The organism is Microvirga sp. Mcv34 (assembly GCF_024519725.1).
Classification (GTDB): domain Bacteria; phylum Pseudomonadota; class Alphaproteobacteria; order Rhizobiales; family Beijerinckiaceae; genus Microvirga.
In genome coordinates, this window is sequence record NZ_JALJRK010000027.1 from 40,892 (window position 1) to 64,616 (window position 23,725).

Sequence of the window (23,725 nt, forward strand, 5' to 3'; positions counted from 1 at the left end):
ATCACAACGGGATGTTGTCGTGCTTCTTCCACGGCCGCTCGCTCTCCTTGTGCCGGAGCATGGCGAGCGCCCGGGCGATCCGTCGGCGCGTGGAATGCGGCATGATCACCTCGTCGATGTAGCCGCGCTCGGCGGCCACGAACGGCGACATGAAGCGGTCCTCGTATTCCTTCGTGCGCGCGGCGATCTTCTCCTCGTCGCCGATATCCTGGCGGAAGATGATCTCCACCGCGCCCTTGGCGCCCATGACGGCGATCTGCGCGGTCGGCCAGGCGTAGTTGACGTCGCCCCCGATATGCTTGGACGCCATCACGTCGTAGGCGCCGCCGAAGGCTTTGCGCGTGATCACGGTGACCAGCGGCACTGTGGCTTCCGAATAGGCGAAGAGCAGCTTGGCGCCGTGCTTGATCAGGCCGCCATATTCCTGCGCCGTGCCCGGCAGGAAGCCCGGCACGTCCTCGAAGGTGACAATCGGGATGTTGAACGCATCGCAGAAGCGCACGAAACGCGCGGCCTTGCGCGAGGCGTCGGAATCGAGCACCCCCGCCAGCACCATCGGCTGGTTGGCCACGAAGCCGACCGTGCGGCCCTCCACGCGGCCGAAGCCGGTGATGATGTTCTTCGCGTAAGACTCCTGGATCTCGAAGAAATCGCCCTCGTCCACGACCTTCAGGATCAGCTCCTTCATGTCGTAGGGCTTGTTCGGGTTGTCCGGGATCAGGGTGTCGAGGCTGTCGTCCACCCGGTTCGGGTCGTCGAAGCTCGGGATCTCCGGCACGCCGTCCTGGTTATTGGCGGGCAGGAAGTCGATGAGGCGGCGCACCTGCAGCAGCGCCTCCACGTCGTTGTCGTAGGCGCCGTCCGCCACTGACGACTTCGTGGTGTGCACCTTGGCGCCGCCGAGCTCCTCCGATGTCACCGTCTCGTTGGTGACGGTCTTCACCACGTCGGGGCCGGTGACGAACATGTAGGAGCGGTCGCGCACCATGAAGATGAAATCGGTCATGGCGGGCGAATAGACGTCGCCGCCCGCGCAGGGACCCATGATCACCGAGATCTGCGGGATGACGCCCGAGGCGATCACGTTGCGCTTGAACACCTCGCCATAGCCGCCGAGCGCGGCAACGCCCTCCTGGATGCGGGCGCCGCCGGCATCGAACAGGCCGACGATGGGAGCGCGCATCTTGAGCGCCATGTCCTGGATCTTGATGATCTTCTGGGCGTGGGCCTCGGAGAGCGAGCCGCCGAAGACGGTGAAGTCCTTGGCGAAGACGAAGACCGTGCGGCCATTGACCGTGCCCCAGCCGGTGACGACGCCATCGCCCGGGATCTTGACCTTCTCCATGCCGAAATCAGTCGAGCGGTGCTCGACGAACATGTCGAACTCCTCGAACGAGCCCTTGTCGAGCAGGAGCTCGATGCGCTCGCGGGCGGTCAGCTTGCCCCGGCCGTGCTGCGCCGCGATGCGCTTCTCGCCGCCGCCCAGGCGCGCCTGGGCGCGCCGCTCTTCAAGCCGTTCAAGCATATCTTTCATCGGGGGTCCCTGGATGAAGGGGGATTGTTCCTCCCCGCTTAGCACAGCCGTGCGGCGCTCAAAATCCCACTATGGATGTGTGCTCCACAGCACTTTACGCCCAAGGCTCCAGCCATTAGGGAAGAAAAAGCAATAATGTTGCTTTGGAGCCTGCGCACATGAAGACGATCAAGACTTTCGCCGCCCTCGCGACCGCCCTCTCCCTCACGGCGGCGGGTTGCGCCAGCCGGTCGGAGGATGTGGCCGCCGCCTATGTCTCCCCCATGGCCTATTCCAGCTACAGCTGCCGTGAGCTGGGCATGGAAGCCCAGCGAGTCAGCGCTGCCGCCGCTGCCGCCGCCGGTGCGCAGGATTCCTCGCGCACCAAGGACGTCGTGGCGACCACCGCCGCCGTCGTCGTCTTCTGGCCGGCCGCCTTCTTCGTGGGCGGCAATGGCGCCCAGACCGCGGAACTGGCTCGCCTGAAGGGCCAGATGCAGGCCGTCGAGGAAGCCTCGATCCAGAAGCGCTGCGGCATCACCTTCCGCCGCTCGTAAGATCTGCCCTTGAAGAAAAAGCCGCCGGGCAGTCCACCCGGCGGCCTTTTCATTTCAGGCTCCCGCCAGCCTGTAGACCGTCGAGGCCGCGCGGAAATCCGCCTCGCGGCGGCGGCGGCGCTCCATGGCTTCGTAATCCTCGCCCCAGACGCTCTCCTGGTACAGCTCGTCCACATGGGCAGCCGCCCAGGCCCGGTCCACGTCGAGCTGCTCCGCCGCATGGGCGAGCGCGATCAGCACCGAGCCGGACAGGGTGGTCATCACATGCAGGGCGGCGAGTGCGAAGGGCGAGCCGATTGCCTCGATGGCGCCCCGGATGGCCGCGATGGCCTCGTCCGGCTGGGTGACGTGCATGACGCCCTCGCCCAGGGCGAAGCGGGCGCCATGGGTGTCCCTGGCCCACTCAAGAACCGGGCTCCAGGCATCGTCCTGCGATTTCGCGAGACGCTCGGGCTCGCCCGCCCGGTAATAGACCAGATCGGACGCGGCATAGCGCACGAGGTCGTCCACGACCTCCGCCAGCCGGGGTGTAACGCCGTCGATGGCGGAGTTGACGATGCGGGTGATCGGCATGGTCGAGGGATCGATCTCCGCCCCCTGCCCCTGCCATTCCTCGGCCAAAGCCTCGGCCAGGGCTCGCGACGGCACGGCGAGCGCCTGCTTGCCGGGCGTCTTGGCGGTGCGGCCGTCCAGGGTCAGGTGGAACAAGCCCTCTCGTTCCTCGACGCCCGCATCCTTGTAGAACCGCTTGGGCAGAGCCGGCTTCATGCCGGCCTGGGCCGCGCGCATGGGGTTGGGTTCCTCTTCGGACGGGAACCAGTCACGTGAATCTGTCATGGCCGTAAAATGGGGTTTCAGGCGGAGATCTTCGAGGGTTCGGTGAGGAATTCCCGCAGGACCGTCTCGAGCTCCGCATAGGAATTGACGATGGGACCGGCTCCCGCTTCGGTCAGCGCCGCGACGGGCTGGAAGCCCCAGGATACGCCGACCGGCAGCACCCCGGCCGCGCGGGCCATGCCCATGTCGAAGCTCGAATCGCCCACCATGACCGTGTCGCCGGGATGGACCCCCGTCTCGCTCATGGCCTGCAGGATCATGCCTGGATGGGGTTTGGAGGGTGCGTCGTCGGCCGTCTGGATCACCGAGAAGACATCGTGCCAGCCGTGCCGGTCGAGCAGGTGGGCGACGCCGCGGCGGGACTTGCCCGTCGCGATGCCGAGCCTTGTGCCCTCGTGGCCGCGGAGCCATTCGAGGCAGCCTTCCACGCCGGGAAAGAGCGGCTCCGCATTCGCCGGATCCTGGCGCAGAGTGTGGAAGGAAGCCTTGTAGGCCTCGACTAGGCCTGTGATCGGCCCCTTCGGACCCACAAGAACCGTGAAGGCCTCCGCCAGGGACAGGCCCACGATGGAGAGCGACCGCTCCCGGCTTGGCGGCTCCAGCCCATGGGCCGCGAAGGCCATCCGCTGGGCGGCCACGATGATGTTCTGGCTGTCGACCAGCGTGCCGTCGACATCGAAGAGAACGAGCTTCAACGATCTTTTCCGCTCAGAGACATGGCCTGCAAATCAGCTCTGCGGTTTGTCCGCGTGGCAGAACTGCGGTGTGTTGATGTTCCAGTTGCCGCACTTGTCGCAGGCCGTGGCGAGCAGGCCGAGAGCGATGACGGCGGTGACGCGGATGATGCGCTTCATGATGGGAGCCCCCTTGGTGGCCGGCACCTTATTCAATTATTCCGGCCGCTGCCAGAAGGGGGCCAGGAAACAATCCGCTGCGCTCCGGTTTTTTCCGTCACAGTTCTATATTCTTGTTCTGACCCTACGTAATATAAAGTTCATGCCGACAATGGGCCCAGAAGAGTAGATGGTCACCACCGAGCCCATAGACACGGGCGCCCTGCTGCAAAGGCTCGCGGAGCTCGAGCGCGAAAACCGCGAGCTCCGGGTCCGGCTGCAGGCGCAGGCCATGCCGGCCGATTCACGCCCCGGCTCGGATGACGCCCCTGCCGACGACAGAGAGTGGCCGCTGCATGTGAGCGAGAGGAAGCTCCGGCAGATCGCGGATCATCTGCCGGCCCTCGTAGCGTATGTGGACAGGGATCAGCGCTACCGGTTCAACAACCGCGCCTACGAGACCTGGGTCGGGCGCACACCGGAGAGCCTGTACGGCCTGCATATCTGGGAAGCGGTCGGCACGCCGGCCTACGAGCGAACGAGACCCTATATCGAGGCCGTCCTCTCCGGGCAACGGGCGGCCCATGAATGGTGGGCGCCCTTTCTCACGGGCATGCGCTACGTCCGGTCGGAATACATCCCCGACCGTGCCGAAGACGGCCGCATCGTCGGCTTCTACGTCCTCGCCTCGGACCTCACCGAAACCAAGCTGTCGCAAGCCGCCCTGGCGGACAGCGAGGCGCGCCTGCGCCTTGCCATCGATGCCGGACGCATGGCCGTCTGGGAGGTCGAGACCGCCACGGACAAGGTGAGCGCCTCGCCGGAGCTGAACCGGCTGCTGGGCTTTCCCCCGAGCATTGCACTCTCCACGGATGATGTCCGGTCCCGCTACTATCCTGGCGAACAGGAGCGCCTTCGGGCCGTCGCCCGGGATGCCCTCTCCCGCGGCGACCGCCATGTCGAGACCGAGTTGCGGATCGTCTGGCCCGACGGCTCCCTGCATTGGCTGCTGCTCCGCGCGGAGCTTCAGGACGTGAAAAATGGCCTCCCAGCCCGAACTCTGGGCGTCGCGCTCGACGTCACCGAGATGAAGAAGGCGGAGGAGCACCAGCGGCTTCTCATCAATGAACTCAATCACCGGGTGAAGAACACGCTGGCAACGGTCCAATCCATCGCGTCCCAGAGCTTGCGCAATGCCGGGACGGCAATCGAGGCGCGCGACGCGGTCGAGGGGCGTCTGTTCGCCCTCTCCCGGGCCCACGACGTGCTCACCCGCGAAAACTGGGACGGGGCCAATCTCTGCGAAGTGGTTCGCGGGGCCATCGCGCCGTTCCACTCAGACGGGCACAGCCGCTTCGATCTTCACGGCCCCGAAATGCGACTGCCGCCCCGGATCGCGCTGGCCATCGCCATGGCGATTCAGGAACTCGGCACCAATGCCCTCAAATACGGAGCCCTGTCCAACGAGACGGGGCGTATCGGGATCGACTGGTCGATGACGAAACCGGCCGGCGGGCATGGTCTGGAACTGGTCTGGACCGAGACGGGCGGGCCGCCGGTCGTCGAGCCGAGCCGCCGTGGCTTCGGCACCCGGCTGATCGAGCGCAGCCTCGCCCAGGAACTCCACGGGGACGTCGTCATCGCGTTCGCGCCGACCGGAGTCGTCTGCACGATCCACGCATCGCTGAACGAAGATGACGACGAGGCCTTGGAGCACAGGACGTGAAGAGGAACTCACGTCCGATACGTCCATTTGTCGGCTTGGCGCCTCTGTTCATGCAAAAGCGGAAGCCGGTCCTGCGTTCGATGCCTTAGGCCGCGAGCCTCGTCTCCCGCTGCGCGACGATGGCGCGGACCTCATCGCCCTCGATGGTTTCGTGCTCCAGCAGCGCCTCGGTCAGGGCGTCGAGCGCGTCCCGGTTGTCCTCGATGCAGGTTTTGGCGGCCGCGTACATCTCGTCGATGATGCGGCGGATTTCCTGCTCGACCTCGCGCGGGAGACTTTCGCCGGAGCGGGCGACCCGGACCATGCCGATGGCCGGGCTCATGCCCCATTCCGTGACCATCTTGGTCACGATGTTGGTCGCATGGGCGATGTCGCTGGCGGCGCCCGTCGTGACCTTCTTGGCCCCGAACACGACCTCCTCGGCCGCGCGACCGCCCATGGCGACGATCAAGTCGGCCTCGAGCTTCTCCACCGGGATGCAGAACCGGTCATGCTCGGGCAGCCGCATCACGAGGCCGAGCGCCTGGCCATGCGGGATGATCGTAGCGCTGTGAACCTTATCGGAGGCCGGCAGCAGGCAGGCGCAAAGAGCGTGGCCCGCCTCGTGGACGGCTACCAGCCTACGCTCCTCGTCGGAGATGACGAGGGTACGCCGCTCGAGCCCCATGATGATCTTGTTGCGGGCGGCTTCCAGGTGGTCGCGCGTGACCGCCTCGACGCCCTCGCGGGCCGCGAAGATCGCGGCCTCGTTCAGGAGGTTGCCGAGATCGGCGCCGGAGAAGCCGGGCGTGCCCTTGGCGATGGATGCGAGGCTGACGCCCTCCGCAAGCTTCACGTTGCGGGCATGAACGTTGAGGATCGCCTCGCGGCCGGAGATGTCGGGCAGGCCGATATGGACCTGGCGGTCGAAGCGGCCGGGGCGCAGGAGCGCCGGATCGAGCACGTCGACGCGGTTCGTCGCGCCGATGACGATCACCCCGGCGGTGGTGTTGAACCCGTCCATCTCGACGAGGAGCTGGTTCAGGGTCGCCTCGAATTCCCGGTCGGCGGCCGATCCACCACCCCCGCGCTTGCGGCCGATGGCGTCGATCTCGTCGATGAAGATCAGGCAGGGTGCCTTCTTGCGCGCCTGCTCGAAGAGCTTGGACACGCGGCCTTTGGCGATGCCGATCAGGGGCGCGGAGAAGTCGCTGCCGGACACGGCCATGAAGGAGACCCCGGCCTCCCCGGCCAGCGCCTTGGCGATCAGGGTCTTGCCCGTTCCGGGTGGTCCGACCATCAGGAGGCCGCGGGGAATCCGGGCTCCCACCTTGGTGAAGGCCTCGGAATCGCGCAGAAACGCGATGACCTCCTGTAATTCGGCCTTGGCCTCGTCCTGCCCGGCGACATCGTCGAACCGGTTCGGGAGGCTGCGGATCACGCGGGGCCAGCGGGAGGTCGGCTTGAAATCGGTCTGGATCGCCAGCATGGCCAGGACCGCCGCGACGAGCACGAGCGGCACCAGGATGCTCGCCACATGGGCGGCGTCGAAGCCGGGCTTCTTGAAATCCACTTCGGCGCCGGCCGCCGTGATCCGCTCGATGTAGTCGGCGCTCACCAGACCGTTGGGCATGCGCACGAAAACGTCCCGATCCGTCATCGTGACGGAAAGCCCGCCGCTCTCGATCAGAACCTTCTGAACCCTCTTGTTTGCCAGGTCGCGTGTGAAATCGGAATAGGTGATTTCGGCAGCGGGTTCGGCCAGCAGGCGGGGGCCGATAAACACAGCGGCCGCCACGATCAGGATGAGGATGGCGGCTGAAACAGCCACGCTTTTCTTGCCCAGAACCTGTCTGGCTTTTTCGAGAACGTTGGTCACGGCGGCGCCCCCATAGCGCGATGTCATGTTTTTTGGAGGTGCCGCTGTTTAGTCGATTTTGACGCAGTCCGCAGTACGGCGAATAGGCACACCCACCGAACGGAGGGGGCGCGTCAGGCGAGAAGGTCGCCGTATTCCCTGTGGCGACGGAGCCAGGTCCGTGCATAGCCGCACAGGGGCGTGATGGTCCGGCCCTCCGAGCGGGCGATCTCAGCGACGCCGCGCATCAGCTCGCCGGCCGCTCCCGTGCCGCGCAGGGGAACGGCCGCTTCGACATGTCGGATCACGAGATCGGATCCGCGCCGGTCATAATCGGCGAAGGCGATATACCCGTCCCGTTCCAGCTCGAAGCGATGACGCTCGGCATTGTCGCGAACCATGCTGTCCATCTTCAACCCGCATTGCAGAACCTGTCGAAAACCAACGTGATCCGGCGACCGCCGTTCCGCTGCTGTGAAGCGCCGCGCTCCTCCGATCGAGATCACCGGCACGAGGCCGGTGACGACCTGCGAGGGTTTGACCAGGGCACTGCCCGAACCAGGAGACGGGCCCTCACCCGAGCCGCCGCTCAAGCCCCGCCTTCACGGCCGGCCACTCCTCCCGGAGGATGCTGTAGACCGCCGTGTCGCGGACATGGCCGTCGGGCATGATCATGTGCCGGCGCAGGATGCCGTCGAGCTTGGCGCCCAGGCGCTCGATGGCGGCGCGGGACTGGTCGTTGCGGGCATGGGTGCGGATCTCGACAGCGAGGCAGTCCAGGCTCTCGAAGGCGTGCCGGAGCATGAGGAACTTGGCATGGGTGTTGACGAAGGTCCGCTGCCATGACCGGGCGATCCAGGTGGTGCCGATCTCGACCCGGTGGTTGGCGGCATCGATGTTCATGTAGCGCGTCGAGCCGACGACCCGGTTGCCGTCGTTGACCACCGTGGCGAAAGGAAGGGCGAGGCCCGCCGCCTGGAGATCAAGTGCCTTCCGCACATAGGCCTCGAAATCCTCGGGCCGGGGCACCGTCGTGGTCTTCTTCTCCCAAAGCTCCCCATCGCTGGCGGCCACACCCAGAGCCGGCACATCGGCCAGGCTCAGGGGGCGCAGGGTCAGACGGTCCGTGGAGAGGGTGACGGGCTCGATGTGCAGCATGACGACTTGCCTTTGCGGTCTGCCGCTTTGTCACCGATTCACGAACGGCCCGCAACGGCTAAGGCAGTAGGCCTCAACGTCATCACCGACCTCGTGCCGGTGATCTCGATGCGAAAAGCGCGGCGAGTCACAGCCTAGGGCTGGTCGGCACAGGCTCGACCATGACGGCGAAGGGTGTCATCCCTGCCGCGAGTAAGCGTCGCTCCCGGGCTCGTCTCAGCTCAGCAGGTAGACGAGACCCGGCAAGGCCACCGCCAGACCCGCCAGGACCCAGGCGCCGAGGGCGGATTGCCAGGAGACGTTGCCCGTCGCGTTCCGGAGCCTCTGGGCGCAGGTCGAGGCGTCCATCGAATGTCCGCTCAGGCAGGAGCACAGCACGTAATGCGCCTGACCGTCGGACAGCCCGAAATATCGCATGGCATCGCCGAGCCGGTCACTCGCCAGACCGTCCGCACGCAGGATCGGATCGTCATAGGCGATGGTGAGCGGCGAGTCGTCCTCGCGGACCAGGGCGCGCTCGGCCGGCGGCTTGTATTCGATCTCGCCGAGGGAGTGCAGGCGGCGCGCCGGGTCCCGTTCGAGCAGGCTGATCCAACGCTGGAGCCGTTCCTCGCGGGACAGGGGTCTCGGCTGGACATCGGCGACGCTACGGAGCTGATCAAGAGGCTTGTGTTCCATCGATCTCCTCCTCTGACTCAAGACAGCCGTAAGGCTGATTGAGACGCCCGATGCTGCGCTTCATGCGCGGCGAAAGTGCGACCGGGAGGAGGATCGAGGGAGGGACGAAGGCTACTCTTCAGGCGCCTCGACGATGGGGTCGTAGCGGCTCGTATCGAGACCCAGGAGGTTGAAGCTCTGCTGCATGTGCGGCGGCAGCGGCGCGGTGACGTCGATGGGCTTACCGGTCCTCGGATGGGCGATGACGATGCGGCGCGCGAGCAGATGCAGCTTGTTCTGGATGCCGCCGGGCAGCTCCCAGTTCTCGATGTCGAAATATTTCGGGTCGCCCACGATGGGATGGCCGATATGGGCCGCGTGGGCGCGCAGCTGATGCGTGCGCCCGGTAACGGGCTTCAGCGACAGCCAGGCGAGCTTCTGCGCCGCCGTGTCGACCACCGCGTAGTAGGTCAGGGCGTGGCTCGCGCCCTCGTCCCCGTGCTTGGCGACGCGCATGCGGGAATCACCCTCGTCACCTTCCTTGGCGAGATAGGTCGAGACCCGGCCCTGCCGGACGCGCGGCACGCCGGCGACGAGCGCCCAATAGATCTTGCGCGTGGTGCGGGCTCGGAACGACTTGGCCATAGTCGACGCGGCGAAGCGCGTCTTGGCGATCACGAGGCAGCCGGCGGTGTCCTTGTCGAGGCGGTGCACGAGGCGCGGCTTCTGCCCCTCGTCGTCCTTGAGCGCCTCGAGTAGCCCATCCACATGCCGCTTGGTGCCGGATCCACCCTGGACGGCGAGCCCCATCGGCTTGTTGATGATGAGGACGTCCTTGTCCTCGTAGAGCGTGATCGACTTCAGGAAGTCGCGGTCGTCCTGGTCCTTGGCCGCATTGCGGGAGACCGGGCGCGGCTGGTCGAGCTTCAACGGCGGCACGCGCACCTTCTGTCCGGCCAGGAGCCGGTCGTTCGGCTGTGCGCGTTTGCCGTCGATCCGCAGCTCCCCTTTGCGGACAATGCGCTGGATATGCGTGAAGGCGAGCTGCGGGAAGCGGGCCACCAGGAAACGGTCGACGCGCATATCGGCCTCGTCGGGCTCGACCACGAGGGTCTGCACGCCCGTCGCAAGGACCTCCTGGGCCTCAGCCCGGGCCTGGGCCCGGGTCGGCCCGCGCGGAGCCTCGGCGGCTGCGGGTCGTGCCTGCTTCTGCCGCACAGCAGCCGGCTTCTCGCGCAGGGCCGATGTCGCTGCACGCGGCTTTCCTGCGGCCGATTTCACCCCACCCGGCTGCGCCGAAGACTTCGCTGCCGAAGACTTGGACGCGGCAGACCGGGACGACGACGTCTTGCGCGCCGGCCTGTCCTCACGCGAGCGAAAGTCCTGCCGGGCCCCGGAGCGCCCGCCACGACCGTTATTCTGTCCTGAACCGCTTTTTCTCATGGAACTGTGGGTATCAGAGCGCCGCCGGGGCGGCAATCGAGGTTTGGAGCGTCAAAGGCGAAAGTGGACACCGGTTCCGCGTGGAACGACGCGCCGGCCTCGAAAGTCGAAGCATCGGACGCAAGCCCGGGTTCACGTTCGATGCGTCATGCCGCGAGCGTCCGGGCAAGGCCCAGACCGGCGACCAGCGACGCGATCGAGAGAAGGACCGACCCAGCCACATAGGTCGCCGCGACGCCGCCCTGCCCGCGTTCCCAGATCAGGACCGCGTCGAGGGAGAAGGCCGAGAAGGTCGTGAAACCGCCGAGGATCCCGGTGGTGAGGAAGAGCCGCAGGGGCTGGCTCCACCCCTCTCCCGCCTTGAAGGCGAGCCATCCGGCGATGGCTCCCATGAGGAATGAGCCGACGACGTTCACCGTCAGCGTTCCCCAGGGAAAGGCCGTTCCACACAGGCGCGCGCAACCGAGATTGACCCCATGCCGGAGAGCGCCGCCGATCCCGGCGCCGAGGAAGACGAGGAGGTAGGATTTCATGCGACTACTCCTCGCCGCCCTCGCGCCGCCGCTCCCGGCGCAGCCTTTCCCACCAGTCCAGCCGCTTCCTGATCTCCCGCTCGAAGCCACGATCCACCGGGTCGTAGAAGTCCTGCCGCCCTAGCTTGTCGGGCCAGTAATCCTGGCCTGAGAAGGCGTCCGGCTCGTCGTGGTCGTAGCGGTAGCTGTCGCCGTAGCCGATCTGCTTCATGAGCTTGGTCGGGGCGTTCAGGATAGTCTTGGGTGGCATGAGGGAGCCGTGCTCCTTCGCCACCCGGGTGGCGGCCTTGTAGGCCGTGTAGAGGGCGTTCGATTTCGGCGCAGTGGCGAGATAGACCGTGGCCTGGGCCAGGGCCAGTTCGCCCTCGGGCGAGCCCAGGAAATCGAACGCATCCTTGGCCGCGTTGGCGACGACGAGCGCCTGGGGATCGGCCAGCCCGATATCCTCCACGGCCATGCGCACCAGTCGGCGGGCGATGAAGAGCCTGTCCTCGCCCGCGTCGAGCATGCGGGTCAGGTAATAGAGCGCCGCGTCCGGATCGGAGCCACGGACGGTTTTATGCAGGGCGGAGATGAGGTTGTAATGCCCCTCCTGGCCCTTGTCGTAGATCGGCGCGCGGCGCTGGATGATCTCCTGCAACTGCTCCGCGTCGAAGACTTCTCCGGGCTTCGCCGAGCGCCAGACCTCCTCGGCGAGCGTCAGGGAGGCGCGCCCGTCTCCGTCCGCCATGCGCACGAGGGACTCCCTCGCCTCCCCGTCGAGCGGCAGGCTCTTTCCCGTCACCTCCTCGGCCCGCGCCAGGATCTGCTCGATGGCCGCCTCGTCGAGGGATTTGAAGAGCAGCACCCGGGCACGGGACAGAAGCGCGGCGTTCAGCTCGAAGGACGGGTTCTCCGTGGTGGCGCCGACCAGCGTGATGGTGCCGTCTTCCATGACGGGCAGGAAAGCGTCGAGCTGGGCGCGGTTGAAGCGGTGGATCTCGTCGACGAAGAGCAGCGTGCCCTTGCCCATGGACCGCCGGTGCCGGGCGGCCTCGAAAACTTTTTTCAGATCCGCCACACCGGAGAAGATCGCCGAGATCTGCTCGAAGTGAAGATCCGTCTCATGGGCAAGCAGACGCGCCACCGTGGTCTTGCCGGTGCCGGGCGGCCCCCAGAAGATGAGGGAGCCCAGGGTCTTGGACGCGATGAGTCGGGTCAGGATCCCGTCGGTCCCGACGAGGTGGTCCTGCCCGACCACCTCGGACAGCTTTGTCGGCCGCATCCTGTCCGCCAGCGGACGGGGCGCGGATTGATCGAGGCCGGCGGATGAAAACAGGTCGGTCATTCAATATCCGCTCTCTCAACCTATCCAACACCCAAGCGGACTATGGCGCGCTCACGCCATGTATTCATGAGTCCAGCAAGCTTCTCAGGTTTCATTCGATAGCTATCGGATAGCATGGCCCAGGTTTTGTGTCCTTCGTGGACGATTTCAAATACCACGGACGTTCCCACCAGGCTGATCTGTTTTGTCTCGAACGGCCCCACTTCGATCCACGAATATTGCTTGTTGCGCCCTAGGGTCCTGATCGTAAAGGTCTCTTGATCTAATTTTAGAAGTGATACGTCTGGGCATAGAGAAGCCAAAGCTACAATAGCACCAACAAAAAAGGAGCCTCCGACGAACCAGCCGATACCCCTGCCGTCCTGCACCATAAGAACGCCGACAATGCTACCGGCAAGACAAAGAATTAAAACTCCTGCCCATTTCCAAAGGGTAGGCCGCAGAATGAACTCCACTCCTTCTTTCATCCGCGAGCCCCCATTTCACATTCATTGCGAGGCTACAGCATCGGACCCAAAAGTGAGTCCACTTTTGGGATCAATCCATACTCTAGTTTAGCGCCCGAGCACCGTCGTAAAGACCCGCCCGCCCCGGCTGACGGTGATCTCCCAATAGCCGCCGTTGCGGTTGATCAGCCGGTCCGCGTCCTTGGTGGAGGCCAGGCGCTCGCCGTTGATGGCCACGATCTGGTCGCCCTTCTCGAAGCCCACGCTGGCGGCGACGCTGCGATCCTCCAGATCGGCCACGACCACGCCGTCATCGGCGACCTCGACCTGCAGCTCGTCGGCGACGGCTGGCGACATATTGACCAACGTCGCACCGGCGAAAGGCGTCCGGGTCTTGCCGCGCAACGGCTCGCGCGCGGGATTCTCCGGCGGGGGTGTCAGCTTGACCTGGAGAATCGTCTGCTTGCCGCCGCGAAGCACCGTGAGAGGCGCCGCGCCCTGCGTTCCCTTGAGGGTGAAGCGGTAGCCGAAGGAATCCGGATTATCGACCGGCTGGCCGTCCACCATCAGGATCGCATCGCCCCGCTTGAGGCCGGCCTCTGCGGCCGGTCCCTTGTCGTAGACGGCGGTGACGAGGACGCCCGTCGGACGTTCAAGGCCAAGCCCGTTCGCGATATCGCCGTCCACGGGCTGCAGTCGCGCGCCCAGCCACGGCCGGACGACGCTCTTGGCGCCCCCCTTGGCGGAGTTCAGCACCACCTTGACCATGCTGGCGGGAACGGCGAAGCCGATACCGATGCTGCCCCCCGACCGGGAATAGATCGCCGTGTTGATGCCGACCACACGGCCGTTCATGTCGATGAGGGCACCGCCCGAATTGCCGGGATTGATGGCGGCGTCGGTCTGAATGAAGAACTGGTAGTCGGAGATGCCGACCTGGGTGCGGGCGAGCGCCGACACGATGCCCTGGGTCACAGTCTGGCCGACGCCGAAGGGATTGCCGATGGCGAGCACGATGTCGCCGACCTGCAGGGCCTCGGAATCGCCGAGTTCGATCGCCTGCAGGTTCGTCGCGTCCTTGAGCTTCAGCACCGCAATGTCGGTGCGCTGGTCCCGCAGCAGGATGTCGGCCGCGAATTCCCGCCGGTCGGCCAGTGCGACCTTCACCTCGTTCATGTTCTCGATCACGTGGTTGTTCGTGATCACGAGGCCCGACGAATCGACGATAACGCCGGACCCGAGGGAGCTCTGCGACCGCCCCCGGGGAACGCCCGGTGCATTGTCCCCGAAGAAGCGGCGGAAATATTCCTCCATCGCGCCGTTCTGCCGGCGCTCCGAGCGGCTGGCATAGACGTTGACCACAGATCCGGACGTCTGGCGTACGACCGGCGCGAAGGACAGCTGGATCTGCGCCTTGCTCTCAGGAACGACGCGCTGCGTCTGGGCTGCGGCGGGTGCTACGAACAGCAGCGCTGAGAAGAGCGAGAAGAGTGGATAACGGAACGAGGGAATCATATCGGATGTGTCCATGAAGGCGGCTTTACGCCCGAGAAAATCGAGATTCTACGGCGCTAAATGACATGCGCGCGCCGGGCAATCCAGAGAAGATCAGGAGATGCAGACACGTTCAACGAAGCACTCTAACGTTATAAAAATACAAAAAAATTCCCTTTCGTCGCCTTTTGGACAACGTAGGAAAACCAGCACGATGGTGAGTTGCCAAATTCACAATTCTAAGCGCGCTGGTGGGTGTTGTTTTGCGGAGTTAGTGACAAAATGGCTCGTCTAGGAATCTTGGCGTACGCTTTCTTCGTGTTCGGCTTCACCCTCAACGCATTCGAAGAAGATCATTTTTCGTACGCGGGATGCATTATCAATATCATTTCTGGCATTGCTCTAATTGTATATTCGCCTCAGTTGGTAAGGGGAGTTTCTACTACATCCCGCCCACTTTCCTCTCGGTCAAAGTTTCTCCTAACTTCGGTTGCGTTTTTATGCCTGGCCTTTGCATTCACCGCGGGACTAATCATATTCAAAGATCACATTAAAGCTGTAGCAGTTGCTATGATGATGTCCTACCTCATAATTTTTTCGGCATTCTTTTCGTCCCGTGACAGAATCAACACTGAGAGCTTGTAAGCCAGCGTATATCTATGCCGCCTGTAGAGTGGACTACGCGAGGAGCACATTGCCATCTTTAACTCTTATCCTGATGCAAAACCGCTTTTCTCTCGCTCCTTTTTAAGGCCACCCGTTTGCTGGTGAATACATATCGCAGCCCTTATCCTGACACTCGCGAGTGGCTGCCCGACGAACGCTGGATAACAAAAAGGGCGGCCCGAAGACCGCCCTTGATGAAATCCTTTAGACCGAGATCTTACTCGGCGGCTTCGACCAGCTCTTCCTTCTGGGTCGGGCCCGAATCCTGGCCGCGCGCATCCACGTCGCGGTCCACGAACTCGATCACGGCCAGAGGGGCATTGTCGCCGTAGCGGAAGCCGGCCTTCAGGACGCGGGTGTAGCCACCGTTGCGGTCCTGATAGCGCTTGCCCAGAACGTCGAACAGCTTCTTGACCATCGCCTCGTCGCGGAGCTTCGACATGGCGAGACGGCGGGCGTGCAGGTCACCGCGCTTGCCGAGCGTGATCAGCTTCTCGACGACCGGACGCAGGTCCTTCGCCTTCGGCAGGGTCGTGACGATCTGCTCGTGCTTGATCAGCGCAGCCGCCATATTGGCGAACATGGCCTTGCGGTGTTCGGTCGTGCGGTTGAAGCGACGACCACGGAATCCGTGACGCATTGGCTTTCTCCTTGATCTTACGGCCGCCGTGCCAAGGTACGGCCGTCTCTCTTATGATCCCCGCCCTTGAGGGCGAGGGGCAGATGTGAAGCCGCCTTCTCAGTGAAAGGCGGCTTCAAAACACTCAGTAATGCTCTTCGAAGCGCTTCGCGAGGTCTTCGATGTTCTCCGGCGGCCAGCCCGGCACGTCCATGCCGAGGTGCAGGCCCATGCCGGCGAGAACTTCCTTGATCTCATTGAGCGACTTGCGGCCGAAGTTCGGGGTGCGGAGCATTTCCGCCTCGGACTTCTGGATGAGGTCACCGATATAGACGATGTTGTCGTTCTTCAGGCAGTTGGCCGAACGAACCGACAGTTCCAGCTCGTCCACCTTCTTGAGGAGCGCCGGGTTGAAGGGCAGCTGCGGTGCGGCAGCGGCAGCCTCTTCCTTGCGCGGCTCTTCGAAGTTGACGAAGACCTGGAGCTGGTCCTGCAGGATGCGGGCGGCATAGGCCACGGCATCCTCAGGCGTCACGGCGCCGTTGGTCTCGACCGTCATGATCAGCTTGTCGTAGTCGAGAATCTGGCCCTCGCGGGTGTTCTCGATGCGATAGGAGACCTTCTTGACCGGGCTGTAGAGCGAGTCGACCGGGATGAGGCCGATCGGGGCGTCCTCGGTGCGGTTGCGCTCGGCAGGAACGTAGCCCTTGCCCATGTCGACCGTGAACTCCATGCGGATCTCGGCGCCCTCGTCGAGGGTGCAGAGCACAAGCTCAGGGTTCAGGATCTGCACGTCACCGACCGTATTGATGTCGCCAGCCGTCACGGCGCCAGGGCCGGTCTTGCGGAGCGTCATGCGCTTTGCGCCCTCGCCCTGCATCTTGATGGCGATCGTCTTCACGTTGAGGACGATGTCGGTCACGTCCTCGCGGACGCCCGGGATGGACGAGAACTCGTGCAGCACGCCGTCGATATGGATCGCCGTCACAGCCGCGCCCTGGAGCGACGACAGGAGGACCCGGCGCAGCGAGTTGCCGAGCGTCGTGCCGAAGCCACGCTCGAGCGGCTCGGCCACGACCGTCGCGATGCGCTTCGGGTCGTCGCCGGGGGCGACTTCGAGCTTGTTCGGCTTAATCAGCTCTTGCCAGTTCTTTTGGATCACAACCACACCTCATGAGGTACGGCTTGAAGGGAGGCTTTCGGCCAGCCCTTTAAACCGGAACGCGCGTGGGTTTTGGACCCACGCGCCGGATAACCTTAGACGCGGCGACGCTTGCGCGGGCGGCAGCCATTGTGCGGGATCGGCGTGACGTCACGGATCGACGTGACGGTGAAGCCGGCCGACTGCAGGGCGCGCAGGGCGGACTCACGGCCGGAGCCGGGACCCGACACCTCGACCTCGAGGGTCCGCATGCCGTGCTCGGCAGCCTTACGCGCTGCATCTTCAGCCGCGATCTGGGCAGCGTACGGGGTCGACTTACGCGAGCCCTTGAAACCCATGGCACCGGCGGAGGACCAGGAAATCGTGTTGCCCTGGGCGTCCGTGATGGTGATCATGGTGTTGTTGAACGAGGCGTTCACATGCGCCACGCCGGAAACGATGTTCTTGCGTTCGCGACGGCGGACGCGGGTAGCTTCTTTAGCCATTCCAAAGATCCTTCAAGCGCGCCCGTCGTTCCAGGCGCTCGGGAGAAAGGGCCGCCCACCCGGGGCGGCCGATCAAAATTACTTCTTCTTGCCGGCGATCGGCTTCGCCTTGCCCTTGCGGGTGCGGGCGTTCGTGTGGGTGCGCTGGCCGCGGGTCGGAAGGGAGCGGCGGTGGCGCAGGCCACGATAGGCAGCAAGATCCATCAGGCGCTTGATGTTCATGGACACTTCGCGGCGCAGGTCGCCTTCGACGATATAGTCGCGGTCGATCGTCTCGCGGATGGCCAGAACCTCGGCGTCGGTCAGCTGGTTCACGCGGCGCTCAGCCGGGATGTTGACCTTCTCGATGATCTCCTGGGCCTTCTTGGCCCCAATGCCGTGGATGTACTGAAGCGCGATCACAACGCGCTTGGCGGTCGGAATGTTGACGCCAGCTATACGGGCCATCGTCCGTCTCCATGTCAGAAGCAAATGCTTCGGGTTTTGGTTATCGCGCGTCCGGTGGAGGCCGGCCCCTGCGCGGGCTTATGCAAAACAAAACGACCCGAGTGACTTCTCCCGAAGCCCTCCGAGCCGAGCTCATCTTTCGCAAGTGGAGGCACATAGCCGCTTTTGGGCGCTACGTCAACACCCCATTAAGAAACCGATACTGATAGGACAGGACGACTACCACATGTCTCACAGGAATACTAAAAGAACATTATGTTCTCTATTTGTTCTTGAATGCAGACCCATCTAATGCCAAGCTTGAGGGGTAAATTGAGGCTGTTCTTTATGAATCGTTCGACTCACGCCAAAACCAGTCTGCTCTCGCTGAGATGTCGCCTCATCTCCCTTCGAGAGCGAGCGCTCGATATGTGATTAAGGCACCTTCTTGAGCACCGCAACGACCCAAGCCAGCCTCAGATCCCTGCGGGCTCATCTGGAGGAGGTCAATGGACTGGTGGCGGAGGTTCAGGCGGAGGAAGTTCAGCTACTTACCGGGACGTTGCGTTTCGAACCGACCGTGAAGATGACGCGCCCCGCCCCGGCCGCCTTAGCATTGCGTCTCGTAAAAGGCTCGCGCAATGCGAGGAGCAGTTCGAACGTGACATATTTCATTGCAATATGGTCAGCATAAGAAAGTGCTATGCTCAGGCCATGGTCCGAAAAGTGGCTTGTGAGAAAGGCCACCCAATTCCACCGCTTAAATATTGAGTGAAGGCCATGCTTATCGCAGAACGTCATCTTGAGATTGCCGGAGGTGACGGCACAGTCACTAAAGTCCCGGTCCGCCTCTTCTCCCCAGAAGGCAGCAACAAGCAGTGGTCATGCCAATACACCATCGAGTGGCCTGATGGCACGTACTCGTCTGCGGGATACGGAGTGGACCAATTTCAGGCTATTATTCTGACGCTTCAGAAAATCGGGACAGATATCTATTTCAGCGACTACCATAAAACTGGCCGTCTCTACTTCGAGAAGCCCGGCAGCGGATATGGTTTTCCTGTTCCAAAGAATGCACGGGATTTGCTTGTCGGTGAGGACAAGCGCTTTGAAGGATAACCGCAGAATTGGCCGAGAACGGTGAGGCTTAGCCTCACCGTCCAAGAATTCCCTTGATTGCCTCGGTCACGTCGTCGATGGGCTTCATGCCGTCAACGGTCTTCAGCACGCCCTTGCTCTCGTAATAGGTCGAAAGCGGGGCCGTCTGGTTCCGGTAGGCTTCGAGGCGGGTCTTGAAGACCTCAGGGTTGTCGTCCTTGCGGACCGGCTCTCCACGGGCTTCCGTTTCCTTGGCCCGCTTGACGATTCGATCGACGAGCTCGGCCTCGTTGACCTTGAACTCGATGACGGAATCGAGCCGCAGGCCCTTCTCGGCCAGCATCGCGTCGAAGGCCTCAGCCTGGGCCACGGTCCGCGGGAAGCCGTCGAGGATGAAGCCATTCCTGGCGTCGGCCTCCTCGATCCGGTCGGCGATGATGCCGACCACGATGTCATCGGACACCAGGTCGCCCCGGTCCATCACGGCCTTCGCCTTGAGGCCCACCGGCGTGCCGGCCGCCACGGCTGCGCGGAGCATGTCGCCCGTCGACAGCTGCGGAATTCCCAGCCTCTCGACCAGACGCACAGCCTGAGTGCCTTTTCCGGCCCCCGGCGGCCCCAGCAGAATCATCCTCATCGACGCCCCCCTCACTCCGTCGAGTGTCCCCGCCCTCGGGCGAGATCGTCAAGATCCGGAGCCGCTCTCCCGGTGGAGACCAGCTCCCCTTGCCAGCCAACAGTTCAAATTGACGGCGAACCGGCCCCCCGATTCGCCGGAGATTGCCTTATCGCCTGCGGGCACCCTTGAGCTTCGCCTTCTTGACGAGGCCCTCGTACTGGTGCGCCAGAAGGTGGCCGTGCACCTGGGCAACCGTGTCCATGGTAACAGACACCACGATCAGAAGCGAAGTGCCGCCAAAGTAGAATGGCAGGGCCGCATAGGACACGAGCAGTTCGGGAATCAGGCAGATGATCACCAGATAGGCTGCGCCCAGCACGGTGATGCGGGTCAGGACCTGATCGATGAAATCAGCTGTGCGCTCGCCCGGACGGATGCCCGGGATGAACCCGCCCTGCTTCTTCAGGTTATCAGCCGTCTCGGTCGGATTGAACACGATGGCCGTGTAGAAGAAGGCGAAGAACACGATCAGCGCCGCATACAGGAACATGTAGGCGGGCCGTCCATGCCCCAGATAGGCTGTCAGCATGGAGATGATGCCGGTCCCGTCCGCGTTGCTCTGGAAGCTGCCGATGGTGGCCGGCAGCAGGAGCAGCGACGAGGCGAAGATCGGCGGGATCACGCCCGAGGTGTTCAGCTTGAGCGGCAGGAACGACGTCTGGCCCTCGTAGATCCGGTTGCCGACCTGGCGCTTCGGATAATTGATCAGCAGACGGCGCTGCGCGCGCTCCATGAACACGACGAAGTAGATAATCGCGACCGCCATTACGATGACGCCGAGGATCAGGCCCGTCGAGATCGCGCCCTGGCGGCCGAGCTCGAGTGTTCCCGCGATGGCGTTCGGCAGGTTCGCCACGATGCCGGCGAAGATGATCAGCGAGGTGCCGTTGCCGATGCCGCGCGAGGTGATCTGCTCGCCGAGCCACATGAGGAACATGGTTCCGCCGGTCAGCGTGATCACGGTCGAGATCAGGAAGAAAGGTCCGGGCGACTGCACGATGGTCCCCGAGCTCTGAAGCCCGACGGCAATGCCCCAGGACTGGAACACAGCCAAGAATACCGTTAGATAGCGGGTGTACTGGTTGAGGATCTTGCGGCCCGCCTCCCCTTCCTTCTTCAGCGCCTCGAGCGAGGGCAGGACGGAAGTGAGAAGCTGGACGATGATCGACGCCGAGATGTACGGCATGATGTTCAAGGCGAAGATCGCCATGCGCTCAACGGCGCCGCCCGAGAACATGTTGAACAGGCCGAGCACGCCCCCGCTGGCATTCTGGAAGCTCTGCCGCAGCGCCTCCGGATCGATGCCGGGCAGCGGGATATAGGTGCCGAGACGGTAGATGATGAGAGCGCCCAAGGTGAACCAGATGCGCTTCTTCAGCTCATCGGCCTTGGCAATGGCGCCGAAATTGATGTTTGCCGCAAGTTGCTCGGCTGCTGAGGCCATAGTGGTGTCCCCGAATTCCCTGATACGTGACGGTCATCACGCAAACGGCGGCCACGCGATCAGACGCGGGCCGCCGCTTGGATCTTAGTCAATGTGGGCGCTGGCTCACGCCTGCGCAACGGCACCCAGGAGGGTGACCGAGCCACCAGCCTTCTCGATCGCTTCGACGGCCGACTTGGACGCGCCGTGGACCTGGAAGGACAGCTTCGCCTTGAGTTCGCCGACGCCGAGGATCTTCACGCCGTCGCGCGGCTTGGAGACCACACCGGCGGCAACCAGCGACTCGACGGTCACGGCAGCAGCAGTGTCGAGCTTGCCGGCCTCGATGGCCTGCTGGATGCGGCCGACATTGACCTCGTTCAGCTCGATCGCGTTCGGCTTGTTGAAGCCGCGCTTCGGCAGACGACGGTGCAGAGGCATCTGACCGCCTTCGAAGCCCTTGATCGACACGCCGGTACGGGACTTCTGTCCCTTCACGCCGCGTCCACCGGTCTTGCCCTTGCCGGAGCCGATACCACGGCCGACACGCATGCGGTTCTTGGTAGAACCTTCGTTGTCACGAATTTCGTTGAGTTTCATGACGCTCTCCTCACTGCCCGTCGACAACGCGCACGAGGTGCTTGACCTTTTCGATCATGCCGCGAACTGCCGGCGTGTCTTCCAAGGTCGAGGTACGGTGAAGCTTGTTGAGCTTGAGGCCGACCAGCGTCTGGCGCTGCTTGGCTTCGCGGCGGATCGGCGAACCGATCTGCTCAACGGTGACGGTCTTCCCAGCGGAAGCAGGATTCTTTGCCATCGTCAAAGCCTCCCTTACGCTTCAGCGCCAGCGGCTTCGCTGGCATCCGCATCGCGGCGGCGAGCCTGCAGCGTCGAGACCTTCAGGCCACGGCGAGCAGCGACCGAACGCGGGCTGTCCTCGTTCTTGAGCGCGTCAAAGGTGGCGCGGACGAGGTTGTACGGGTTCGACGAGCCGAGCGACTTGGCGACCACGTCCTGCATGCCGACCACTTCGAAGACGGCGCGCATCGGGCCGCCAGCGATGATGCCGGTACCCTGGGGAGCGGCACGCAACACGACCTTGCCGGCGCCATGGCGGCCGTTCACGTCGTGGTGAAGCGTGCGGCCCTCGCGGAGGGCAACGCGGATCATGGAGCGCTTGGCAGCGTCCGTGGCCTTGCGGATGGCTTCCGGCACTTCACGGGCCTTGCCGTGGCCGAAGCCGACGCGGCCCTTCTGGTCGCCGACGACGACGAGAGCAGCGAAGCCGAAACGACGTCCACCCTTCACCACCTTGGCGACACGGTTGATGTGGACCAGGCGGTCCACGAATTCGCTGTCGCGCTCTTCGCGATCAGCACGTTCTCTTGGTTCTCTAGCCATGAGACCTCTCACTTGCGCGGGCGGCGGGCCCGCTCGCTAAGGGTTGCTTGGATTACACCCGCCGTTAGAAATCCAGACCGCCTTCACGGGCAGCGTCGGCGAGAGCCTTGACGCGGCCGTGATAGAGGTAGCCCGAGCGGTCGAAGATGACCTGCTTCACGCCGGCCTGAACCGCGCGCTCCGCAACGAGCTTGCCCACTTCCTTCGCCGCATCGACGGTGGCGCCGGTCTTGAGCTTGCCCTTCAGGTCAGCCTCGAGGGTCGAAGCCGAGGCGACCGTATGGCCGCGCACGTCATCGATGACCTGGGCGTAGATCTGCTTGGACGAACGGAAGACCGACAAACGCGGACGGCCATTCGCTGCCTTCTTGATCGCACGGCGCACACGAGCCTTGCGGCGATCTTCAGCGCCTTTCTTCTCAGCCATGATACGTCGTCCTTACTTCTTCTTGCCTTCCTTGCGGAAGATGAACTCGTCGGAGTACTTGACGCCCTTGCCCTTATAGGGCTCCGGACCGCGGTATTCGCGGATCTCGGCGGCGGTCTGACCGACGACCTGCTTGTCGATGCCGGCCACGATGATCTCCGTGGGCTTGGGCGTCGTAATCGTGACGCCAGCCGGGATCGCGTAGTCGATATCGTGGCTGTAGCCCAGCGACAGCTTCAGCACCTTGCCGGCAACGGCGGCCTTGTAGCCGACGCCGTTGATCTCGAGGCGCTTCTCGAAGCCCTTGGACACGCCCTCGACCAGGTTCGCCACCTGGGCGCGGGACATACCCCACTTCGCACGGGCCGTCTTGGAGTCGTCGCGCGGGTTCACCGACACCGACCCGCTCTCAAGAGCAACCGTCACTTCTTCGGGAACGAGGAACGAAAGTTCGCCCTTCGAGCCCTTCACCTTAACCATCTGACCGTCGACGGTCGCCGTCACACCTGACGGAACCGCAACGGGCTTCTTGCCTACTCGGGACATTTTCGAATCTCCGTGGTTCTGTGCGGGTGCCTGGCCTTAGAAGACCTTGCAGAGCACTTCGCCGCCCACGTTCCTCTCACGGGCCTCGTGATCGGCCATCACGCCCTGGGGCGTCGAGAGGATGGTGATGCCGAGGCCGTCAGCCACGCGAGGCATGGTGTCGACGGAAGCATACACGCGGCGGCCGGGCTTGGAGACGCGCTCGATGGAGCGGATCACCGGCTGACCGTCATAGTACTTCAGCTCGATCGAGAACTCGGTCCGGCCGTTGCCGAACTCGGTCTGCGAGTAATCGCGGATGTAGCCCTCGCTCTTCAGAACTTCGAGGACACGGGCGCGAAGCTTCGAGCCGGGGGTGGAAACGGATCCGCGACGGCGCATCTGCGCGTTACGGATACGGGTGAGCATATCGCCCAACGGATCGTTGATCAT

General features: G+C 63.8%; 28 protein-coding genes. 3 read left to right on the plus strand and 25 right to left on the minus strand.

Annotated features, from left to right (window positions below; all coding sequences use genetic code 11):
- Position 1 precedes the first annotated feature (1 nt).
- Positions 2–1,534 carry an acyl-CoA carboxylase subunit beta gene (locus OC446_RS15565; protein ID WP_262029940.1) on the minus strand — a complete coding sequence of 511 codons (1,533 nt, stop codon included), beginning with the start codon at positions 1,532–1,534 and terminating at the stop codon, positions 2–4.
- A gap of 158 nt (positions 1,535–1,692) precedes the next feature.
- Here OC446_RS15565 and OC446_RS15570 point away from each other — a divergent pair, with 158 nt between their 5' ends.
- Positions 1,693–2,070, plus strand: coding sequence for a hypothetical protein (locus OC446_RS15570; protein WP_262029941.1), 378 nt, complete (start codon positions 1,693–1,695; stop codon positions 2,068–2,070).
- A 54-nt stretch (positions 2,071–2,124) separates the two neighbouring features.
- Here OC446_RS15570 and OC446_RS15575 read toward each other — a convergent pair whose 3' ends face one another.
- Genes OC446_RS15575 through OC446_RS15585 form a run of 3 tightly spaced genes read right to left on the minus strand, consistent with a single transcriptional unit; the run spans position 2,125 to position 3,761 of the window.
- Positions 2,125–2,907 carry an ATP12 family chaperone protein gene (locus OC446_RS15575; protein ID WP_262029942.1) on the minus strand — a complete coding sequence of 261 codons (783 nt, stop codon included), beginning with the start codon at positions 2,905–2,907 and terminating at the stop codon, positions 2,125–2,127.
- Positions 2,908–2,924: 17 nt separating this feature from the next.
- Positions 2,925–3,602: an HAD-IA family hydrolase gene (locus tag OC446_RS15580; RefSeq protein WP_262029943.1), complete on the minus strand. Its 678-nt coding sequence runs from the start codon at positions 3,600–3,602 to the stop codon at positions 2,925–2,927.
- 33 nt (positions 3,603–3,635) lie between these two features.
- Positions 3,636–3,761, minus strand: coding sequence for a hypothetical protein (locus OC446_RS15585; RefSeq protein ID WP_262029944.1), 126 nt, complete (start codon positions 3,759–3,761; stop codon positions 3,636–3,638).
- Between the two features lie 169 nt (positions 3,762–3,930).
- Here OC446_RS15585 and OC446_RS15590 point away from each other — a divergent pair, with 169 nt between their 5' ends.
- Positions 3,931–5,466, plus strand: coding sequence for a sensor histidine kinase (locus OC446_RS15590; RefSeq protein WP_262029945.1), 1,536 nt, complete (start codon positions 3,931–3,933; stop codon positions 5,464–5,466).
- Positions 5,467–5,551: 85 nt separating this feature from the next.
- On the opposite strand, the gene ftsH is transcribed toward OC446_RS15590, so the two are convergent.
- From ftsH to rpsM, 13 genes are all read right to left on the minus strand, one after another.
- Positions 5,552–7,351: an ATP-dependent zinc metalloprotease FtsH gene (ftsH, locus tag OC446_RS15595; protein ID WP_262029946.1), complete on the minus strand. Its 1,800-nt coding sequence runs from the start codon at positions 7,349–7,351 to the stop codon at positions 5,552–5,554.
- A gap of 86 nt (positions 7,352–7,437) precedes the next feature.
- Positions 7,438–7,896 carry a GNAT family N-acetyltransferase gene (locus OC446_RS15600; protein WP_262029947.1) on the minus strand — a complete coding sequence of 153 codons (459 nt, stop codon included), beginning with the start codon at positions 7,894–7,896 and terminating at the stop codon, positions 7,438–7,440.
- Positions 7,877–8,461 carry a GNAT family N-acetyltransferase gene (locus OC446_RS15605; protein WP_262029948.1) on the minus strand — a complete coding sequence of 195 codons (585 nt, stop codon included), beginning with the start codon at positions 8,459–8,461 and terminating at the stop codon, positions 7,877–7,879. Before OC446_RS15605 ends, OC446_RS15600 begins: the two co-directional genes overlap by 20 nt.
- 216 nt (positions 8,462–8,677) lie before the next feature.
- Complete coding sequence (locus tag OC446_RS15610) at positions 8,678–9,139, minus strand: hypothetical protein (RefSeq protein ID WP_262029949.1); 462 nt, start codon at positions 9,137–9,139, stop codon at positions 8,678–8,680.
- Between the two features lie 111 nt (positions 9,140–9,250).
- A complete protein-coding gene (locus tag OC446_RS15615; RefSeq protein ID WP_262029950.1) occupies positions 9,251–10,561 on the minus strand; it encodes an RluA family pseudouridine synthase in 1,311 nt (436 codons plus the stop codon).
- 146 nt (positions 10,562–10,707) lie between these two features.
- Positions 10,708–11,094, minus strand: a complete 387-nt coding sequence (gene crcB, locus OC446_RS15620) for a fluoride efflux transporter CrcB (RefSeq protein ID WP_262029951.1) — start codon at positions 11,092–11,094, stop codon at positions 10,708–10,710.
- 4 nt (positions 11,095–11,098) lie between these two features.
- Positions 11,099–12,421, minus strand: a complete 1,323-nt coding sequence (locus tag OC446_RS15625; RefSeq protein ID WP_262029952.1) for a replication-associated recombination protein A — start codon at positions 12,419–12,421, stop codon at positions 11,099–11,101.
- A 20-nt stretch (positions 12,422–12,441) separates the two neighbouring features.
- The gene (locus tag OC446_RS15630; RefSeq protein WP_262029953.1) at positions 12,442–12,888 is read right to left on the minus strand and encodes a hypothetical protein; all 447 of its coding nucleotides are present in this window, start codon (positions 12,886–12,888) and stop codon (positions 12,442–12,444) included.
- Positions 12,889–12,975: 87 nt separating this feature from the next.
- Positions 12,976–14,397 carry a Do family serine endopeptidase gene (locus OC446_RS15635; protein ID WP_262029954.1) on the minus strand — a complete coding sequence of 474 codons (1,422 nt, stop codon included), beginning with the start codon at positions 14,395–14,397 and terminating at the stop codon, positions 12,976–12,978.
- Positions 14,398–15,244: 847 nt separating this feature from the next.
- The gene (rplQ, locus tag OC446_RS15640; protein WP_181052142.1) at positions 15,245–15,667 is read right to left on the minus strand and encodes a 50S ribosomal protein L17; all 423 of its coding nucleotides are present in this window, start codon (positions 15,665–15,667) and stop codon (positions 15,245–15,247) included.
- Between the two features lie 124 nt (positions 15,668–15,791).
- Positions 15,792–16,814 carry a DNA-directed RNA polymerase subunit alpha gene (locus OC446_RS15645; protein WP_262029955.1) on the minus strand — a complete coding sequence of 341 codons (1,023 nt, stop codon included), beginning with the start codon at positions 16,812–16,814 and terminating at the stop codon, positions 15,792–15,794.
- 89 nt (positions 16,815–16,903) lie between these two features.
- Positions 16,904–17,293 carry a 30S ribosomal protein S11 gene (rpsK, locus tag OC446_RS15650; RefSeq protein ID WP_009764323.1) on the minus strand — a complete coding sequence of 130 codons (390 nt, stop codon included), beginning with the start codon at positions 17,291–17,293 and terminating at the stop codon, positions 16,904–16,906.
- A gap of 78 nt (positions 17,294–17,371) precedes the next feature.
- Positions 17,372–17,740, minus strand: coding sequence for a 30S ribosomal protein S13 (gene rpsM, locus OC446_RS15655; protein ID WP_239348360.1), 369 nt, complete (start codon positions 17,738–17,740; stop codon positions 17,372–17,374).
- 759 nt (positions 17,741–18,499) lie between these two features.
- Between rpsM and OC446_RS15660 the strand changes: the two genes are divergently transcribed.
- A complete protein-coding gene (locus OC446_RS15660; protein ID WP_262029956.1) occupies positions 18,500–18,838 on the plus strand; it encodes a DUF6968 family protein in 339 nt (112 codons plus the stop codon).
- A gap of 34 nt (positions 18,839–18,872) precedes the next feature.
- On the opposite strand, the gene OC446_RS15665 is transcribed toward OC446_RS15660, so the two are convergent.
- From OC446_RS15665 to rpsH, 8 genes are all read right to left on the minus strand, one after another.
- The gene (locus OC446_RS15665; protein WP_262029957.1) at positions 18,873–19,454 is read right to left on the minus strand and encodes an adenylate kinase; all 582 of its coding nucleotides are present in this window, start codon (positions 19,452–19,454) and stop codon (positions 18,873–18,875) included.
- Positions 19,455–19,602: 148 nt separating this feature from the next.
- Entirely contained in the window at positions 19,603–20,940 is a 1,338-nt protein-coding gene (secY, locus tag OC446_RS15670) for a preprotein translocase subunit SecY (RefSeq protein WP_262029958.1), read from the minus strand.
- Positions 20,941–21,045: 105 nt separating this feature from the next.
- Positions 21,046–21,519: a 50S ribosomal protein L15 gene (rplO, locus tag OC446_RS15675; protein WP_262029959.1), complete on the minus strand. Its 474-nt coding sequence runs from the start codon at positions 21,517–21,519 to the stop codon at positions 21,046–21,048.
- Between the two features lie 10 nt (positions 21,520–21,529).
- A complete protein-coding gene (gene rpmD / locus OC446_RS15680; RefSeq protein WP_262029960.1) occupies positions 21,530–21,736 on the minus strand; it encodes a 50S ribosomal protein L30 in 207 nt (68 codons plus the stop codon).
- Between the two features lie 14 nt (positions 21,737–21,750).
- Entirely contained in the window at positions 21,751–22,320 is a 570-nt protein-coding gene (rpsE, locus tag OC446_RS15685) for a 30S ribosomal protein S5 (RefSeq protein WP_036353003.1), read from the minus strand.
- A 64-nt stretch (positions 22,321–22,384) separates the two neighbouring features.
- The gene (gene rplR, locus OC446_RS15690; RefSeq protein ID WP_009764315.1) at positions 22,385–22,747 is read right to left on the minus strand and encodes a 50S ribosomal protein L18; all 363 of its coding nucleotides are present in this window, start codon (positions 22,745–22,747) and stop codon (positions 22,385–22,387) included.
- A 12-nt stretch (positions 22,748–22,759) separates the two neighbouring features.
- Complete coding sequence (gene rplF / locus OC446_RS15695) at positions 22,760–23,293, minus strand: 50S ribosomal protein L6 (protein ID WP_262029961.1); 534 nt, start codon at positions 23,291–23,293, stop codon at positions 22,760–22,762.
- Positions 23,294–23,329: 36 nt separating this feature from the next.
- Complete coding sequence (gene rpsH / locus OC446_RS15700) at positions 23,330–23,725, minus strand: 30S ribosomal protein S8 (protein ID WP_009764313.1); 396 nt, start codon at positions 23,723–23,725, stop codon at positions 23,330–23,332.

Coding starts and splice junctions, on each gene's coding strand:
- OC446_RS15615 (WP_262029950.1), bottom strand. CDS start 10,561: ATGAGAAAAAGCGGTTCAGGACAGAATAACGGTCGTGGCGGGCGCTCC.
- rpsM (WP_239348360.1), bottom strand. CDS start 17,740: ATGGCCCGTATAGCTGGCGTCAACATTCCGACCGCCAAGCGCGTTGTG.
- OC446_RS15605 (WP_262029948.1), bottom strand. CDS start 8,461: ATGCTGCACATCGAGCCCGTCACCCTCTCCACGGACCGTCTGACCCTG.
- OC446_RS15590 (WP_262029945.1), top strand. CDS start 3,931: ATGGTCACCACCGAGCCCATAGACACGGGCGCCCTGCTGCAAAGGCTC.
- OC446_RS15635 (WP_262029954.1), bottom strand. CDS start 14,397: ATGGACACATCCGATATGATTCCCTCGTTCCGTTATCCACTCTTCTCG.
- OC446_RS15585 (WP_262029944.1), bottom strand. CDS start 3,761: ATGAAGCGCATCATCCGCGTCACCGCCGTCATCGCTCTCGGCCTGCTC.
- OC446_RS15665 (WP_262029957.1), bottom strand. CDS start 19,454: ATGAGGATGATTCTGCTGGGGCCGCCGGGGGCCGGAAAAGGCACTCAG.
- crcB (WP_262029951.1), bottom strand. CDS start 11,094: ATGAAATCCTACCTCCTCGTCTTCCTCGGCGCCGGGATCGGCGGCGCT.
- OC446_RS15575 (WP_262029942.1), bottom strand. CDS start 2,907: ATGACAGATTCACGTGACTGGTTCCCGTCCGAAGAGGAACCCAACCCC.
- rpsH (WP_009764313.1), bottom strand. CDS start 23,725: ATGATCAACGATCCGTTGGGCGATATGCTCACCCGTATCCGTAACGCG.
- rplQ (WP_181052142.1), bottom strand. CDS start 15,667: ATGCGTCACGGATTCCGTGGTCGTCGCTTCAACCGCACGACCGAACAC.
- OC446_RS15630 (WP_262029953.1), bottom strand. CDS start 12,888: ATGAAAGAAGGAGTGGAGTTCATTCTGCGGCCTACCCTTTGGAAATGG.
- secY (WP_262029958.1), bottom strand. CDS start 20,940: ATGGCCTCAGCAGCCGAGCAACTTGCGGCAAACATCAATTTCGGCGCC.
- rplO (WP_262029959.1), bottom strand. CDS start 21,519: ATGAAACTCAACGAAATTCGTGACAACGAAGGTTCTACCAAGAACCGC.
- OC446_RS15660 (WP_262029956.1), top strand. CDS start 18,500: ATGCTTATCGCAGAACGTCATCTTGAGATTGCCGGAGGTGACGGCACA.
- ftsH (WP_262029946.1), bottom strand. CDS start 7,351: ATGACATCGCGCTATGGGGGCGCCGCCGTGACCAACGTTCTCGAAAAA.
- rplF (WP_262029961.1), bottom strand. CDS start 23,293: ATGTCCCGAGTAGGCAAGAAGCCCGTTGCGGTTCCGTCAGGTGTGACG.
- OC446_RS15570 (WP_262029941.1), top strand. CDS start 1,693: ATGAAGACGATCAAGACTTTCGCCGCCCTCGCGACCGCCCTCTCCCTC.
- OC446_RS15625 (WP_262029952.1), bottom strand. CDS start 12,421: ATGACCGACCTGTTTTCATCCGCCGGCCTCGATCAATCCGCGCCCCGT.
- rplR (WP_009764315.1), bottom strand. CDS start 22,747: ATGGCTGAGAAGAAAGGCGCTGAAGATCGCCGCAAGGCTCGTGTGCGC.
- OC446_RS15610 (WP_262029949.1), bottom strand. CDS start 9,139: ATGGAACACAAGCCTCTTGATCAGCTCCGTAGCGTCGCCGATGTCCAG.
- rpsE (WP_036353003.1), bottom strand. CDS start 22,320: ATGGCTAGAGAACCAAGAGAACGTGCTGATCGCGAAGAGCGCGACAGC.
- rpmD (WP_262029960.1), bottom strand. CDS start 21,736: ATGGCAAAGAATCCTGCTTCCGCTGGGAAGACCGTCACCGTTGAGCAG.
- rpsK (WP_009764323.1), bottom strand. CDS start 17,293: ATGGCTAAAGAAGCTACCCGCGTCCGCCGTCGCGAACGCAAGAACATC.
- OC446_RS15565 (WP_262029940.1), bottom strand. CDS start 1,534: ATGAAAGATATGCTTGAACGGCTTGAAGAGCGGCGCGCCCAGGCGCGC.